18 protein-coding genes are annotated in these 15,213 nt (G+C 59.7%); all 18 read left to right on the top strand.

Translation table 11 applies throughout. The features are described 5' to 3' along the window. The first annotated feature begins 33 nt into the window (after positions 1-33). The 18 genes from POF45_RS00220 to POF45_RS00305 all read left to right on the top strand — a co-directional run bounded on the left by POF45_RS00220 (position 34) and on the right by POF45_RS00305 (position 15,067). Positions 34-582, top strand: coding sequence for an HGGxSTG domain-containing protein (locus tag POF45_RS00220; protein ID WP_282314709.1), 549 nt, complete (start codon positions 34-36; stop codon positions 580-582). Beyond that, on the top strand, positions 557-1,876 hold the full coding sequence (locus POF45_RS00225) for a phage terminase large subunit family protein (RefSeq protein WP_282314710.1): 1,320 nt from the start codon (positions 557-559) through the stop codon (positions 1,874-1,876). Before POF45_RS00220 ends, POF45_RS00225 begins: the two co-directional genes overlap by 26 nt. Next, positions 1,873-3,288: a DUF4055 domain-containing protein gene (locus tag POF45_RS00230; protein WP_282314711.1), complete on the top strand. Its 1,416-nt coding sequence runs from the start codon at positions 1,873-1,875 to the stop codon at positions 3,286-3,288. Before POF45_RS00225 ends, POF45_RS00230 begins: the two co-directional genes overlap by 4 nt. Continuing rightward, positions 3,263-4,348: a minor capsid protein gene (locus POF45_RS00235; protein ID WP_282314712.1), complete on the top strand. Its 1,086-nt coding sequence runs from the start codon at positions 3,263-3,265 to the stop codon at positions 4,346-4,348. Before POF45_RS00230 ends, POF45_RS00235 begins: the two co-directional genes overlap by 26 nt. Positions 4,349-4,430: 82 nt before the next feature. After that, a complete protein-coding gene (locus tag POF45_RS00240) occupies positions 4,431-5,159 on the top strand; it encodes a hypothetical protein (protein ID WP_259494419.1) in 729 nt (242 codons plus the stop codon). 12 nt (positions 5,160-5,171) lie between these two features. After that, complete coding sequence (locus POF45_RS00245) at positions 5,172-6,137, top strand: major capsid protein (RefSeq protein WP_282314713.1); 966 nt, start codon at positions 5,172-5,174, stop codon at positions 6,135-6,137. A 45-nt stretch (positions 6,138-6,182) separates the two neighbouring features. Beyond that, the gene (locus tag POF45_RS00250; RefSeq protein WP_282314714.1) at positions 6,183-6,743 is read left to right on the top strand and encodes a hypothetical protein; all 561 of its coding nucleotides are present in this window, start codon (positions 6,183-6,185) and stop codon (positions 6,741-6,743) included. A gap of 59 nt (positions 6,744-6,802) precedes the next feature. Further along, complete coding sequence (locus POF45_RS00255) at positions 6,803-7,306, top strand: DnaT-like ssDNA-binding protein (protein WP_259494415.1); 504 nt, start codon at positions 6,803-6,805, stop codon at positions 7,304-7,306. Between the two features lie 16 nt (positions 7,307-7,322). Beyond that, a complete protein-coding gene (locus POF45_RS00260; RefSeq protein WP_282314715.1) occupies positions 7,323-7,694 on the top strand; it encodes a hypothetical protein in 372 nt (123 codons plus the stop codon). Beyond that, on the top strand, positions 7,691-8,281 hold the full coding sequence (locus POF45_RS00265; protein WP_282314716.1) for a hypothetical protein: 591 nt from the start codon (positions 7,691-7,693) through the stop codon (positions 8,279-8,281). The genes POF45_RS00260 and POF45_RS00265 overlap by 4 nt, the downstream gene beginning before the upstream one ends. A 2-nt stretch (positions 8,282-8,283) precedes the next feature. Beyond that, on the top strand, positions 8,284-8,700 hold the full coding sequence (locus POF45_RS00270) for a DUF4128 domain-containing protein (RefSeq protein ID WP_259494410.1): 417 nt from the start codon (positions 8,284-8,286) through the stop codon (positions 8,698-8,700). A 73-nt stretch (positions 8,701-8,773) separates the two neighbouring features. Next, on the top strand, positions 8,774-9,430 hold the full coding sequence (locus tag POF45_RS00275) for a phage tail protein (protein WP_282314717.1): 657 nt from the start codon (positions 8,774-8,776) through the stop codon (positions 9,428-9,430). A gap of 3 nt (positions 9,431-9,433) precedes the next feature. After that, the gene (locus tag POF45_RS00280; protein ID WP_259494406.1) at positions 9,434-9,814 is read left to right on the top strand and encodes a phage tail assembly chaperone; all 381 of its coding nucleotides are present in this window, start codon (positions 9,434-9,436) and stop codon (positions 9,812-9,814) included. 47 nt (positions 9,815-9,861) lie between these two features. Then, positions 9,862-10,134, top strand: a complete 273-nt coding sequence (locus POF45_RS00285; protein ID WP_282314718.1) for a DUF1799 domain-containing protein — start codon at positions 9,862-9,864, stop codon at positions 10,132-10,134. Between the two features lie 27 nt (positions 10,135-10,161). Beyond that, positions 10,162-13,191 carry a phage tail tape measure protein gene (locus tag POF45_RS00290; protein WP_282314719.1) on the top strand — a complete coding sequence of 1,010 codons (3,030 nt, stop codon included), beginning with the start codon at positions 10,162-10,164 and terminating at the stop codon, positions 13,189-13,191. Positions 13,192-13,194: 3 nt separating this feature from the next. Then, positions 13,195-13,536: a phage tail protein gene (locus POF45_RS00295; RefSeq protein ID WP_282314720.1), complete on the top strand. Its 342-nt coding sequence runs from the start codon at positions 13,195-13,197 to the stop codon at positions 13,534-13,536. A gap of 11 nt (positions 13,537-13,547) precedes the next feature. Then, the gene (locus POF45_RS00300; protein WP_282314721.1) at positions 13,548-14,300 is read left to right on the top strand and encodes a phage minor tail protein L; all 753 of its coding nucleotides are present in this window, start codon (positions 13,548-13,550) and stop codon (positions 14,298-14,300) included. Positions 14,301-14,302: 2 nt separating this feature from the next. Next, positions 14,303-15,067, top strand: a complete 765-nt coding sequence (locus POF45_RS00305) for a C40 family peptidase (protein ID WP_282314722.1) — start codon at positions 14,303-14,305, stop codon at positions 15,065-15,067. Positions 15,068-15,213: the final 146 nt, after the last annotated feature.

Here is a 15,213-nt window from a genome sequence, read left to right on the forward strand (position 1 = left end):
CTGCGAAAACCAACCCCATGAATGAGGCTGAACATGGCCCTATGTGGCGCATCCAAGCGCGGCAACGGGGAACCATGTAAGCGTCACGCAATACCGGGTTCCTCGCGCTGCAAACTACACGGCGGTAAGAGTTCGGGTCCTAAAGAACAACGGGGCAACAAGAACGCCGCGAAACCTGGTTCGATCTACAGCCAGTTCCTGACCGATGAAGAGAACGACATCCTTGCCAGTATTGAGTTGGGGCGTGTCGATGATGAATTGCGCCTGACTCGTGTTCGTCTGATGCGCGCATTGGCGAGGGAAAACGAGTTCGGCAATGAGCTGGAAATTGACTCTGAGAAGCTCGAAGAGGGTGAGAAGACGACCACCAGCAAGGTTCGTGACTACTCGAGCCTGATCGACCGGCTGACTGCTCGTGTTGAGAGCCTGGAGCGAACCAAAGAAGACCTTGAGACGAGGCGACTGACGAACGAGAAGCTGCGTCGCGAACTGAATCCGCCCAAGGAAGAGGTCAGCGAACACGCTGTCGCCGAGTACACACTGAGCCCCGACGAAGATGCCCCAACTTCCCCGTACCTTTGATCCGCCAGTACAGCTGACGCCGAAGCAGGCAAATATTTACGTGTGGGGTTTCCAAGCCGTTGCTCGCTTCCGCGATGCGGTATGTGGTCGCCGGTTTGGCAAGACGTTTCTCGGCAAGGCTGAGATGCGTCGAGCCGCTCGACTCGCTGCTGAGTGGGGCGTGAGTGTTGAAGATGAGATCTGGTATGCCGCTCCGACGCAGAAGCAGGCTCGCCGAGTGTTCTGGCGTCGGTTGAAGCAAGCCATCCCGAAGGCGTGGATGGAATGCAAACCGAACGAAACAGACATGCTTATCACGCTTCGCAGTGGTCACCTGATGCGCTGCGTGGGCCTTGAGAACTACGATGACCTTCGCGGCTCTGGCCTGTTCTTCATCCTTGTGGATGAGTGGGCTGACTGCAAGTACGCGGCCTGGGAGGAAGTTATCCGCCCCATGCTGTCGACCTGCACCTATATGGTGGACGGGGTCTTGCGCAGGGGTGGCCATGCACTGCGTATTGGCACGCCCAAAGGCTTCAACCACTGCTACGACACCTATCTTGACGGCAAGCCAGGCGGCGAACCAGACCACATGAGTTGGCAGTACACATCGCTGCAGGGCGGCAACGTGCCTGCCGATGAGCTGGAAGCGGCCCGTCGCAAGATGGACCCCCGAACATTCCGGCAAGAGTATGAGGCCGGCTTCGAAAACTATGCGGGCGTCGTCTACTACACATTCAGCCGTGATGAGTGCCGTACCTCCGAGCGAATCAAGCCCGGCGAGGCCCTGCACATCGGTATGGACTTCAACGTCATGAAGATGGCGTCAGTCGTCTATGTCGTGCGCGACGACCTGCCGCTGGCTCTGGATGAGTTCCACGGGGTGCGAGATACGCCGGAGATGATCGAGAAAATCAAAGCCAGATTCCCGGGCCACGCAGTTGCGGTCTATCCCGATGCCAGCGGCCAGAACACCAGCAGCAAAAACGCCAGTGAGTCGGACCTATCGCTGCTGAAGAAGGCCGGCTTTACGGTGATCGTTGATTCGACAAACCCGGGCGTCAAAGACCGGGTCAATTCAGTCAATTCCATGTTCCTGAACGCCTACGGCGAACGCCGCCTGAAGGTGAACATCGATCAGTGCCCTCAGCTCACCTTGTGCCTGGAGCGACAGACATACACCGACAAGGGTGAGCCGGATAAAGATCCGAAGAAGGGGCACGACCACATGAACGACGCTGCCGGCTACTTCATCGCCAAGCGTTATCCGATCAAAGCGATCGTCACTTCTATCAAAATGGGATACGCCCGATGAGCAACGACGTCTCCTTCAGGCGGGCGGACTACATCGAAGTGCTGGACCGCTGGGCAACCGTCCGCGATGTCTGCGCCGGCCAGCACCGGGTGGTATCGCGCCTGCCGTACATCAATGCACACGACAAGTCGCCCGAGAACGTGGACCGGAACAAGGCCTACCGCGAGCGAGCCGTGTTCAAAAACGCCACGGGACATACCCGCAACGGTTTGCTGGGCCTGGCCTTCCACAAAGACCCGACGCTGACCGTACCGAAGAAGCTGGAGTACTTGCAGGACAATGCCAACGGTTCCGGCGTGAGCATTTACCAGCACTCCCAGGGTACGCTGGAAAAGGTGCTCGAGGGGGGCCGTCACGGTCTGTACGTTGACTATCACCAGGACGAAGGCGCCGGCGGGCACTCGGTGATCCTGTCGTACTGCGCCGAGGACATCATCAACTGGCGCACCGGCATGGTGAATGGCCACAACGTGCTGACTCTGGTCGTGCTGCGTGAGATGTTGGAGATTGAGGACGGCTTCGGGTTCAAGGCTGTCGAGCAGTTCCGCGAGCTTGCTCTTGAGCCGGACGGTTTCGTTTGTCGGGTTTGGCGCCGATCCGGCCCAAGAGGTGGCGGGCCGCTTGAAGTCACGAAAGAATTTGCCCCGAAAGGGGTCACCGGGCGCCTCAAGGAAATCCCGTTCACCTTCGTCGGGGCACAGAACAACGACCCGACCATCGATGAGTCGCCCTTGTACGACATCGCAATGATCAACCTGGGCCATTACCGCAACAGCGCCGACTATGAAGACAGCGTCTTCTGGTGTGGCCAAGCGCAGCCATTTATCTCCGGGCTCGATGAAAACTGGCGCGACCACATGGAGAAAAGCGGCGTCTACGTCGGCTCTCGGGCGCCAATGTTGCTGCCTGCAGGTGGCGCTTTCGCCTATGCGCAGCCTTTGCCGAACACTCTGGTCAAAGAGGCCATGGGCGACAAGAACCAGATGATGATCGAGCTGGGCGCCCGGATGGTTGTGGCGTCACTGTCGTCCAAGACGGCAACCGAGGCGCGCGGCGATCAGTCGGCATCCACCTCGGTGCTGGCCGGCTGTGTGGCCAACGTCAGCGAGGCCTACACCCGCGCAATCATCTGGTGCGGCCAGTACATGGGCGTTTCCGACAAAGTCGCGTACCAGGTCAATCAGGAGTTCGTCGAACTGACGGCTGATCCGCAAATGATCACGGCCTTGGTTGGCCTATGGCAGAACGGCGGGTTCGCGAAGGCGGATCTGCGGTCCTACCTACGCAAGCTGGGCTTGATTGCACCGGAGCGCACCGACCAGCAGATCGACGGCGAGCTTCAAGAGCAGGGCGATGGCCTGGGCCTGGATGATGAGGTAACACCGAATGGCAGCAAACCAGGCAATTCTTGATGCCACGATCCGGCACGCGGTCTTCCTCGAAAAGCTGAAGGCGGGAGAGGTCGGAAAGTTCGCACCGTTCCTCAAGGAGATTGACCGCTCAATCCGCGATCGCCTCACCCAGTCGGATCTGACTGAATACAACGTCAAACGGCTGGAGGCGCTGCTCAAGGAAGTCGATAGCCTGTTGCTGGGCATCTTTGACCGCTACAGCGTGCAGCTGAGCCTCGACCTGATCGACATTGCCAACTACGAAGCTGAGTTCGAGGCGACGAGTTTGGCCAGGTCGGCGCCGGTCGGCGTGTCACTGGACGTTGCGGCGCCGACAGCGGCGGCCATCAGGGCGGCGGTGCTGACGAATCCACTCAGCGTGCGTGGCACCGGCGGCGGCAAGCTGCTGAAGTCGTTTATCAAGGGCTGGACCACTGCCGAGCGCGAGCGCGTCACTGGGAAGATCCGGCAGGGCTTCTTCGAAGGGCAGACGAACTTCCAGATCATCCGCAACATTCGCGGTACCAAGGCGGCAGGGTACAAAGACGGCATCCTGGCCACCACCAACCGCAATGCCAGCACGGTCGTGCACACGGCGATTCAGCATGTTTCGTCCCAGGCGCGCATGGAGGTGGCCAAGGCCAACACGGATATCGTGGCCGAAATTGAAATGGTCGCCACGCTGGACAGCAAGACCAGCCAGCAATGTCGCTCGATGGATGGCCGCCGATTCCCGGTTGATTCCGGGCCAAGACCGCCGTTTCACCCGAACTGCCGCACCACGTTCATATTCCTGACCAAGATGAGCGAGATGTTCGCCAAGGGCGCGACGCGGGCTTCGGTCGGTGCTGATGGCCCTGGGCAAGTCAGCGCGAGCCTCGACTATTACCACTGGCTCCAGCGGCAGCCGGCGACGTTTCAGGATGTGGCTATCGGCCCGATGCGGGCAAAGCTGTTTCGCGAGGGCGGGCTGAGCGTCCAGCGCTTCGCCGAGCTGCAGCTTGATCGCAACTTTGCACCGCTGACCCTGGCGCAGATGAAGGCTTTAGAACCACTCGCATTCGCTAAGTCCGGAATTTGATCAAACACTTTCAATCAGCCGCCTCCGGGCGGTTTTTTATTGCCTGCAAAGCGGGCAGCACATACCCAAGGGGTGCATCAACGTGGCAGAAGAAAACGAAATCGACCTGGACAACCCGGCAATCAAGGCCGCTATCGCGACTGCCGTTGAAACATCCGTTTCGGGTCTGAAAACGAAGAACAGCGAGCTGCTCGGCAAGCTGAAGGAAACCTCCGGCAAGCTCACCGACTTCGAAACCCAGTTTCAGGGCATCGACATCGACGCCGTGAAAGGGCTGCTTGCGAAGGCTGGTCAAGATGAAGAAACCAAACTGCTCACCGAGGGCAAGATCGACGAGGTCTTCGGCAAGCGCACAGAGCGCCTGCGCGGTGAGTTCGAGAAGCAGCTCGCTGGCGAGAAAGCCCGAGCTGACAAATCCGAATCGTTCGCCAACAAATTCCGGGACAAGGTCCTCGGTGATTCGATTCGCGCAGCGGCGATCAAGGCCGGTGCGCTGCCTGAAGCGACGGACGACTTGATCCTGCGCGCACGCGGGCAATTCACCCTGAATGAAGAGGGCGATGCTGTTGCAGTCGACAAGGAAGGCCAGGCCATCCTCGGTAAAGACGGCAAGACGCCTCTGACACCGCTCGAATGGGCGGAATCTTTGCGCGAAAGCGCACCTCACCTGTGGCCAAGGGCTTCAGGTACACAAGCCCCGGGCGGGGGTGGCGGCCAGGCTGCATTCAAGCGCTCCGAAATGACCTCCGAGCAGAAGCGCGACTACCAGCGCAAGCACGGCCAAACCGCATATCTGCAATTGCCCAAGTAAGGGGATTGACCCATGGCTACAACCGTTAACAGCGACCTGATCATCTACAACGACGAGGCGCAAACCGCCTACCTGGAACGCGTTCAGGACAACCTCGACGTGTTCAATGCATCATCTAACGGCGCGATGGTGCTGGACAACGAGCTGATCGAAGGCGACTTCCGCAAGCGCGCCCTCTACAAGCTGAACGGCTCGCTGGAGCACCGCGACGTCAACTCTGAAGGCAAGGTTATTGCCAAGAAGATCAGCGCCGGCGAGGCGGTGGGCGTGAAGGCTCCGTGGAAGTACGGCCCGTACCAGACGACCGAAGAGGCGTTCAAACGCCGCGGCCGTCCGGTCGAAGAGTTCTCCCAGATCGTCGGCGCCGACGTGGCCGATGCGACACTGGAAGGCTTCATCCAGTACGCCACCGCCGGTCTTCGCGCAGCCATTGGCTCCAACGTCGATATGGTGGTGTCCGCCAACATTGAAACCGACGGCAAGAAGACGCTGACTCGCGGTATGCGCAAGTTTGGTGACAAGTTCGGCCGCATCTCTCTCTGGGTCATGCACTCCAGCGCCTACTTCGACATTGTCGACGAAGCGATCACCAACAAGATCTACGAAGAAGCGGGCGTTGTGATCTACGGCGGCCTGCCGGGCACCCTCGGCAAGCCAGTACTGGTGACCGACACCGCGCCTTCGGACGTGATCTTCGGCCTGCTGCCAAACGCTGTGACGATCACCGAGTCCCAAGCCCCTGGTTTCCGCTCGTATGAAGTAAACGACGAAGAAAACCTCGGCATCGGCTACCGCGCCGAAGGCACCGTGAATATTGATGTGTTGGGTTACAGCTGGAAAGCATCGACCGGTGGTTCCAATCCGACTTTGGCTGCTGTTGGCTCCGCTGCTAACTGGGTCAAGCACGCCGGCAGCAACAAGGTCACCGCCGGCGTGATGATCAAGCTGACGGCGACGCCTCCTGTCACTGGCGGTTAAACCTAAATCACTGCGCGGCCAGTAATGGCCGCCATGGAGAACATCGTGGAATTGACTTACAGCAATCAGCTTGGCGGATTCGACCCCGAGAAGCGCTACAGGAACCCCGAGCATTTCGATAAGCCAGAGGCTGGTGTGACCAGTGTCCTGGTCATTGGCGACTGGCCAAAGGTGGTCGATGCCTACGAGAAAATTGGTGTCGGCGTATCAGCTGATGAGGTTGCTCGAGCTCCAGTTGCTCTCGGTGGTAACAATGCCGAACTGGAAGAGTTGGTTGGCAAGTTGCAGATCGAAAGCGATACGGTTCGCGTCGTCATCGACGGTCTCGATGCCGGCGAGATTGAAAAGCCAGAAGCTGGCGAGCTCGCGATCCGGCTGTTCCAGGCGCTCGACGGCATTCGCCTGCAAATGGTCGATCTGGCCGGTGCGCGTGACGATCTCGCGACGGAGAACCAGGTGCTACGCAATGAACTCGCCGAGTTGAAGGCTCAAGGCGTTGAGGTTGAAGCGCTGAAGGCTAAACTCGACGCAGCTGGCGTCAGCTACCGAGCCAACGCCTCGAAAGAGTCCTTGGAAAAGCTCGTCGCTGATCTGCCCAGAACGTAATACTGCTGGCTGTCGGTAAGCCGACGGCCAATCTGCAAACTATTCCAGCGAGTTGACCCATGACACTCATCATCGAGGACGGCACCGGCAAGCCAGACGCCGAAAGCTACGCGAGCGCCGAAGACCTGGCCATGTACGCCGTGAAGTTTGGCGTGGTCATTCCTGTCGATGTCGTTGCGCAAGAAGCACTGCTGCGCCGGGCCGCCCTGGCTATGGATGGCATGACATGGAAAGGGCGCAAGACAGATAGCGATCAGGCCCTGGCGTGGCCTCGTCGTGGTGTGCATCTGGATCAGCAGATCAAGCCTGACAACTATCTCCCGGCGCGAATCCAGTACGGCCAGATGGCTTTGGCTGCGGAGATTCATCAGGACGACATTGACCCGGTGGAGAAGCGCAAAGGCGCGGTTCTGCTGGATCGTGTCGAGGGGGCAGTAACGCGGCAATACGCCGCTATCCCGAACACCAGCAATCGACTATTGCCAGCGGCGCCGGATCGGCCGAGCGCTACGCAGTTCGCTGACTACCTACAAAAGCGGGGGCTGTTCGCCGTCCGCGCATAACTGAAATGGAGCTTTCATGGCCAGCTTCTACGATGAAATGGCCGTGATGGCTCTGGAGATGATCACAGAGTTCGGCCAGCCCGTGACCATCAGCAAGGCGGAGCCGGGCGAGTACGACCCCGAGATGGGTGGTGAAGTGCCGGGTGCGATCATCGAGCAGATCGCCCAAGGCATCCTGCTCGACTTCACCGGCCAAGAATTCCAAAACAACAGTCTGATCAAGGTTGGTGACAAGAAGCTCAAGATCGCCGCACAGGGGCTTGAGTGGGTACCTGATCTGCTGAACAAGGTCGTTGTCCAAGGCCGCGCCTGGTCAATTGTCCCGCCGCTGAAAGAAATCAACCCGGCCGGAACGCCGATTCTGTATGAGCTGCAGGTGCGGTCGTGAGCCGTGCAGGCGCCGGACAGTCCGGCAGTTTCGCCCTGAGTCTGGCCGAGTTCGCCGCTCAGACAAGTGAGGCCATCGACGCCAGTGTGCGCGAGATCATCATCGAGGTCGGCAGCAGCCTTATCCGCATGTCTCCTGTGGGTAACCCGGAGATCTGGGCGCAGAACGCCGTGGCGACGCAGTACAACAAGGCCGTCGACGATCACAACAGCGCGCTGCGCAGCGACCCGGCCAACCTCACCAAGGGTGGCAGGCTGAAGAAGGGTCGCAAGCTCAACGACGGCATGGATATCGTGGCGCCTGAAGGTTACGTCGGCGGCCGGTTCCGCGCGAACTGGCATATATCGCTCGGCGTGATCGAGAGCGTCACCTTCGACGAGGTAGACCCGAGCGGCGCCGAAACCACTGCCGCGCTGGTCGCTGCGATGAGCGACTTCACCGCCGGCCAAATTGCCTACATCATCAACAACTTGCCCTATGCGATTCCGCTGGAGTTCGGCCATTCCGCCCAGGCCCCCGGCGGCATGGTCCGGGTAACCGTAGCTCGCTTTCAGCAGATCGTGCTGGAGGCCATCAGGAACAACTAGGTATGAGTCACGCAATCATCGCCTCAATCTACGAGGCAAAGTTGATCGCCTGGAATGCTGCCAGGTCAGAGAAGTTGAAGATCGTCTTCGAGAACACGGCTTACACGCCGGCAGCGGGCGAAACCTACCTGCGGGCGTTCACGATCCCGGGCGATACCGCGAGCAACACGCTCGGCGGCGATCACCGGCTTTTCACAGGCGTGTTTCAGGTAAACATCATCGCGCTGGCGGGCACCGGCAAGGCTAAAACGAACCCGATTTCGTCCGAGCTGACGACTCTATTCCCGCTTTACGCCCGGGACTCGAAGGGGGGGCTCACCGTAGTGACCATGTCTCCCGTTGACCCGGGCCCCGGCATCACCGGCGATTCCACCTACACCGTTCCGGTTTCGTTCTTGTATCGAGCCGACACCAATTGATTCCGCCCATTGGGCAACCCCACAAACCCGCCATTGAGCGGGTTTTTTCATATCTGCAAAGAGGAAATACCCCATGGGCTACAAAATTCCGGACGGCGGCACTTTCCAGCACGGCGCAACCTACGGCCCTGATATCCCGTTTTCGGCGCTGAGCAACTCGGCCGAAGCCGTGGCCACCGTATCGGGCGGCACACTGTCGGCTGGCGACATCGTGATCGTTACCTCTGGCTGGACTCGCTTGGGCAATCGCGTTGTGCGAGTAAAGGCGGCCACTGCTACTGCCATCACCCTTGAAGGCATCGACACCACTGACCTGCAGGTTTACCCGGCCGGTTCCGGCATCGGCTCGCTGAAGAAGGTGCTGACCTGGGTACAGATTCCGCAAATCACCGATGTGGCTTTCGCCGGCGGCACCCAGAACTATCTGGACGTGGTGTTCCTGGAAGACAAGCAGGGCCGCCAGATGCCAACCGACAAGGCTGCCGCGAGCCTGGCGCTGACCATCGCCGATGACCCGGCGCAGGCGTTCAACGCCATCCTGCGCGCTGCTGACGCCAGCCAGACCATTCAGGCCGCGCGCCTCAACCTGCCGGGTAACGACACGCTGTTCTACGGCGCCTTCACCTCGTTCTCCAACCAGCCAACCGTGTCCCGGAGCAACCTGCTTACCCGCACCGTGAACCTGGCGCTACAGGGCGAACCGACCCGTTACCTGACTGCGGTGGCGTAACCCATGGCAAAGATCAGAATCGCCCAGAACCCGACGTTTAAGGCCTTCGTGTCGATCCCGATCGTTGGGGGTGAGCCCGAGAAAATCGAGTTCACCTTCAAGTATCGGGATCGCCTGGGGCTTGCCGCTCTGTTTGATGAGTGGAACTTGAAGCGCGACGAAGCTCGGACCGCCCTGGGTGACAGCCCTACGCTTTCCGAAATCGTTGCCGCTGACACTGAGCAGCAGTCGCAGCAGATCAAGGACTTGGTAGTCGGCTGGGGCTTCGATGACAAGTTCGACGATAAGGGTATTCGGGCCTTGGTGACGTCCTGCCAGGGTGCTGCTGAGGCGGTCGTGAATGCCTACCAGAACGCATTCAACCAGGCCCGCCTGGGAAACTGACGGACGCCGCTCGTGCACTCTACGCGCCGGCGGCGCCTGCTGAACTGATGGGGCTTTTCGGCCTTGCCCCGGGCGACCTTGAAGAGGTGACCGAAGTCTGGCCCTGCAACTGGCCGGCATTTTACCTGTTCAACAGGATGTCGACTCAATGGCGAGCGGGCGCCGGCGGCGCGATCGGTCTCGACTACACGTGCATTCGTGATGTGTCCGGATTCCTCGGCATCAAGAAAAAGAAACTCGCTGAAATCTTTCCTGATCTCCAGGTGCTGGAAGGCGAAGCCCTGCGCGTCATGGCAGAGGAAAGGGAAAACAGCCCGTAACTACGGGCACTTATTTAAGGTGAGTCGATGAACATTTCAGAACTCGGCGTCAAGATCGACTCGGCCGATGCAATCCAGGCGAAAACGAATCTGGATGAGATGGCGAAGGCCGGCGGCCGGGCCGAGCAGTCCGCTGTTTCGCTGATGAACGAAATGCAAGCGCTGGAGAAATCGCTTTCCACCAGCGCCAAAACCACCCAGGACCTGGCAAAGCAGCGTGACGCTCTGGCGAAGCTGACCAAGACCGGTGCCTATGGCGAGGCCGAGGCCGCGAAGATCTCGGCGCAACTCGACAAGCAGCAGATCGCTCTGGCCAAGTCTGCCCTGGATGAACAAAAGGCCTTGAACAGCCTGCTGGGGGCGATTGATCCGGCCCGAGCGGCTATGGCCAAGCTCGATACTCAGGTCGAGCAACTCGGCAAGCATCTGGATGCTGGCCGCATCAGCCAAGTTCAGTACAACGAAGCACTGAAGAAGATTGACGGCAAATATGCCGACATAGACAAGACGAGCTCAGCGTTTGCCGGCCTCGGATTGAACACCAAAGCCGCCAGGCAGAATGTAGTGCAGCTCGGAAATGCTCTGGCTGAAGGAAACATTCGTGTAGCGGCACATAACGTTCTGGAGCTCGGGACCAATGCCGGCGCCTCGGCCGTTCGGATAGCCGCCATGGCCGCCCCTATAGGACTTGCTGTCGCAGCGGTCGGCACACTGGCTTACGGTTTTGTCCAAGGCAGGGCTGAGGCCGGCAAATACAACGAGTCGCTAATCCTGACCGGAAACTATGCTGGAGTCAGCGCTGGCCAGCTTGGGGATATGGCGCGCCAGGTAAGCGCGACTGTCGGCTCCACTGGGCAAGCAGCCGCTGTTCTGGCTCTACTGGCCGATAACGGGAAGATCGCGGGTGCGAGCTTTGCGGAAATCACTCGGGCCGCCGTATCGATGCAGGAGGCGACCGGTAAGGCTGTCAGCGAGACGGTCGCCGAGTTTTCCAAGTTGGCAGATGACCCAGTCAAGGCATCCGCCGCCCTGAATGAGCAATACCACTACCTGACGGCCTCGGTTTACTCGCAAATTGTCGCCTTGGAGAAGCAAGGCGACCACGCTGGCGCCGTAAAGCTCGCGACCGATACTTATGCCGATGCGATCAACGAGCGCACGCCAAAGATCCTTGCGAATCTCGGCCTCTGGGAGAAGGCATACAACGCAGTAGCTCGTGCTGCTGACGGCATCAAGAATATAGGTCGACGCGACATCAATGCAGATATCGAAAGCGCGAAGACTGACCTGCTAGAAGCGCAGAACATGGATGGATTGTTCCAAAACAAAAAGTCCAAAGATGCTCTGATCGAGTTCCGGCAGAATCGCGTGAACATGCTGGAAGATGAGAAGGCAGCTCAGGCCGACATCGCCAAGTGGGAAGGCGAGCAGGCCAAGGCGCAGAGTGATGCCGTAACGTCGATGACGAAAATCGACGCCCTCACCAAGTCCGCATGGACGAATGAGCAAAAGCGCAGCGAAGCGATCAAGGAATACAAACGGCAGCTCGAAGATATTCGCAAGGTTGCACCGAATGACCCGCGCCTGAATCAGGCTGCGATCGATAAGAACCTCGCGAACATCAATGATCAGTTCAAAGATTCAAAGTCTGCCGCAACTCAGGTCGATTTGACTGGCTTTAACGCCGCCAAAAACAACCTGGCGGCCATAGCTGCCGACTACAAGAACTACCAGAAGGAACTGGACGCAGCGCAGAAGGCCGGGCTGATATCGGAGTCCGACTACCTGCTTCGACGCCAAGCGCTCATCGGTAATGAGCGCGACCAGGTAACGGCAGCCTACGAGGCCGAGATATCCGCGCTGGAAGCCGCCAAGGGCAAGAAGACCACATCCGCCGCGCAAAGCATTCAGTTGGACCAGAAGATCGCGGACGCGCGCGCCGGGATGGTCAAAGCGCAGAAGGACGCTGATAGCCAGCTTGAAGTGCTGGCTACCAACGAGACCGGGCGCCTGGCCAAGCAAGAGCGCGCAATCAGCACCTACATGCAGGCGCTGGGGCAGCAGCAGCGGGCTCTGGAGCTTGCCGGTCAACGCGCAGTGCTTGGCGTGGGCCAGGGAGACCGCCAGAACGCACTCAGCGGTGAACTGAACGCCCAACAAGACCGGTTTGCTCAGCAGTCGTTGGAGCTGGCCAACCAAAAGTCTGACCCGTCGCGGAATATGTCGGAGGAAGAGTTCAAGCGTAAGTCGCAGGCGCTCGCCGACGCAAACAAGAAAGCCACCGACCAGATCCGGCAGAACTACGCGGATGTGGAAAACGCCCAAGGCGATTGGACGAAGGGTGCGACATCGGCCTGGGCCAATTATCTGGATTCGGCGAGCAACGTTGCCGGCCAAACGAAAGCCCTGTTCGGCAATGCTTTCACCTCGATGGAAGACTCGATCGTCAACTTCGCCATGACCGGGAAGCTGTCGTTTGCGGACTTCACCAAGTCGATTCTGGCGGACATGGCGCGTATTGCTACACGGCAGGCCAGCTCGGCGTTGCTCGGCAGTTTGGTTGGCGCGGCGACGAGCTATTTTACAGGTGGCTCATCGGCGGGCTCGACGCAAGCCGGATACACCGGTACGGATCTGTCGAACTTCACGCCCGGGAGCGTCCAGGCCAATGGTGGTGCGTGGTCCGGCGGCGTGCAGATGTTTGCCAACGGCGGCGCCTTCACCAATGGCGTGGTCAATACGCCGACATCGTTCGGTATGGCTGGCGGTAAAGCCGGTGTCATGGGGGAGGCTGGGCCAGAAGCAATCATGCCGTTGACTCGGACTGCTAGCGGCGCGCTCGGTGTTCGGGCGCTCGGCGGCGGCTTGGGCGGCGGCACGACCATCAGCGTGCAGGTCGTGGTGGCCAGCGACGGCTCGACCAGCTCTAAAACCGATGATCCAGCTTACGAGCAGTTTGGCAAAGACCTGGCTGACTTCGTCGACCAGCGCTACCAGAAACTGGTGAGTCAGGACCTGCGGCAGGGCGGCAAAATCAACCGGGCCATCAAGGGGTGAACTATGGCAATTGAGCGATTCACCTGGCCGACAGAGAAGGGTGTGGCTGGCGAGATCAAACAGCGCACCCGGACCAAGCAGTTCGGCGATGGCTACAGTCAGACGGTATCGGACGGCATCAACAATGAGCAGCAGTCCTGGCCAGTCAGCTTCACGGGCAGCGCAGCGAAGATTAAGGAGATCATCGACTTCTTGCGTCGCCACAAGGGAGCGCAAGCATTCTTGTGGACGCCTCCGCTCGGCGAACTCGGCCTATACAAATGCCCCGCCGGCTTCCAGCCATCACACAAAGGCGGCTCGGTTTACACCCTGACCGTCACCTTCGAACAAACCTTTCACCCCTGAGGTAATCCCAAATGGCATTGATCGCGGACATCCAGAAACTGGAGCCCGGCGGGGAAGTGCGGCTGTTTGAAATCGACGGCACGGAATACGGCGCCGATGTGTTGCGCTTCCATGCCCACGCGATCCCGCACACGCCGGAGGAGCTACTGGCCTACGAAGGTTCGCCTGACGAGCTGCCGGCGAAGTCGATTATTTGGCAGGGAGCCGAGTACGCGGCCTGGCCGGTGCAGATTGAAGGCATCGGCGCGGACAGTAACGGCAGTGCCACCCGACCGACATTCATGGCTGGCAACGTCAATGGGCGGATCACCGCTCTTTGCCTGGCTTTCGATGACCTGCTGAAGTTTCAACTGACCGTTCGCGAAACCCTGGCCCAGTACCTGGATGCGGCCAACTTTCCCGAAGGCAATCCGACGGCAGATCCGACACAAGAAGCGCTGGAAATCTGGTTTATCGACCAGAAGACCGGTGAAGACGGCGAGGTCGTGCAGTGGGAGCTGTCCTCCCCGGGCGAGATCGACAACCACGGCCTGCCTGGGCGCCAGATGACGACCTACTGCCACTGGGCGATGACCGGTGGTTTTCGCGGGCCGAACTGCGGCTACACCGGCGGCGCGATGTTCGATGACGACGACAACCCCACGGATGACCCGAGCAAGGACCAATGCAAGGGCGGGCTCAAGTCCTGCAAATTGCGCTTTGGCGAGAATCAAGAGTTAAGTCATGGGGGGTTCCCCGCCGTATCCCTCATTGCCAGGAGCTGACCATGCGCAAGCACATCCTGAGCGCGATCCAGGCTCACGCAGCGGCCGAGTACCCGAAAGAGTGCTGCGGCCTGGTGCTAGGTATTGGGCGCAAGCAGCAGTATTACCCGTGCCGGAACATCGCCGCCGAGCCGAACGAAGAGTTCCGGATTGACCCGGAGGACTACGCGGCAGCGGAAGACTTGGGCGAGATCATTGGGATTGTCCATTCGCACCCAAACGCGACCAGCAGGCCGTCACCGCGCGACCTGGCCATGTGCGAGGCCACGGCCTTGCCCTGGCACATTTTTAGCTGGCCCGAAGCGGATCTGCGCACCATCGTCCCGACAGGCAGCACGCTGCTACTCAATCGTCCATTCGTACATGGTGCGTGGGACTGCTGGCAGGTCTGCGCCGATTGGTACAGGCGCGAGTGGGGGCTTGAGTTCGAAGCGTTCCAGCGGGCTGACGGCTGGTGGGAAAGCGCAGAGAACACCAGCCTGTACGAGGCCAACTACGAGGCCGCCGGCTTCTTTCGAGTTGATCAGCTGCAGCGCGGCGACATGGTTGTGCTGGAGGTGGGGCGGACGGTTCACCCGAACCATGCGGGGATATTCCTCGGAGCCGATCCGGCATTGCCGGGTGAGGATGCCGCGACCTTCGGCCCCGGGCCTTTCCTTCTGCACCACCTCTATGGACGCCCGAGCGAGATCATCGTATTTGGCGGCCCATGGCTGGACCGAACACGCCTGATTCTCAGGCACAAAGATGCACAACAAACAATATAATGCGGCAGAGCTGCAGGAGAGAAATATGCAACAGGGCGACCCGTATCAGCCAGTGATTGCTTGGCGCAGCCGGCAGAGCAATCTGCCGAAGCGAGAACCTATTGAAATAGACGTTCAGGATGGGCGCGCCGAGTATGTACTCAGCG

The sequence above is a fragment of the Pseudomonas fungipugnans genome, from assembly GCF_029955235.1.
GTDB classification, from domain to species: Bacteria; Pseudomonadota; Gammaproteobacteria; order Pseudomonadales; family Pseudomonadaceae; genus Aquipseudomonas; species Aquipseudomonas fungipugnans.

Coding starts and splice junctions, on each gene's coding strand:
- POF45_RS00220 (WP_282314709.1), top strand. CDS start 34: ATGGCCCTATGTGGCGCATCCAAGCGCGGCAACGGGGAACCATGTAAG.
- POF45_RS00225 (WP_282314710.1), top strand. CDS start 557: ATGCCCCAACTTCCCCGTACCTTTGATCCGCCAGTACAGCTGACGCCG.
- POF45_RS00230 (WP_282314711.1), top strand. CDS start 1,873: ATGAGCAACGACGTCTCCTTCAGGCGGGCGGACTACATCGAAGTGCTG.
- POF45_RS00235 (WP_282314712.1), top strand. CDS start 3,263: ATGGCAGCAAACCAGGCAATTCTTGATGCCACGATCCGGCACGCGGTC.
- POF45_RS00245 (WP_282314713.1), top strand. CDS start 5,172: ATGGCTACAACCGTTAACAGCGACCTGATCATCTACAACGACGAGGCG.
- POF45_RS00255 (WP_259494415.1), top strand. CDS start 6,803: ATGACACTCATCATCGAGGACGGCACCGGCAAGCCAGACGCCGAAAGC.
- POF45_RS00260 (WP_282314715.1), top strand. CDS start 7,323: ATGGCCAGCTTCTACGATGAAATGGCCGTGATGGCTCTGGAGATGATC.
- POF45_RS00270 (WP_259494410.1), top strand. CDS start 8,284: ATGAGTCACGCAATCATCGCCTCAATCTACGAGGCAAAGTTGATCGCC.
- POF45_RS00275 (WP_282314717.1), top strand. CDS start 8,774: ATGGGCTACAAAATTCCGGACGGCGGCACTTTCCAGCACGGCGCAACC.
- POF45_RS00280 (WP_259494406.1), top strand. CDS start 9,434: ATGGCAAAGATCAGAATCGCCCAGAACCCGACGTTTAAGGCCTTCGTG.
- POF45_RS00285 (WP_282314718.1), top strand. CDS start 9,862: ATGGGGCTTTTCGGCCTTGCCCCGGGCGACCTTGAAGAGGTGACCGAA.
- POF45_RS00290 (WP_282314719.1), top strand. CDS start 10,162: ATGAACATTTCAGAACTCGGCGTCAAGATCGACTCGGCCGATGCAATC.
- POF45_RS00295 (WP_282314720.1), top strand. CDS start 13,195: ATGGCAATTGAGCGATTCACCTGGCCGACAGAGAAGGGTGTGGCTGGC.
- POF45_RS00300 (WP_282314721.1), top strand. CDS start 13,548: ATGGCATTGATCGCGGACATCCAGAAACTGGAGCCCGGCGGGGAAGTG.
- POF45_RS00305 (WP_282314722.1), top strand. CDS start 14,303: ATGCGCAAGCACATCCTGAGCGCGATCCAGGCTCACGCAGCGGCCGAG.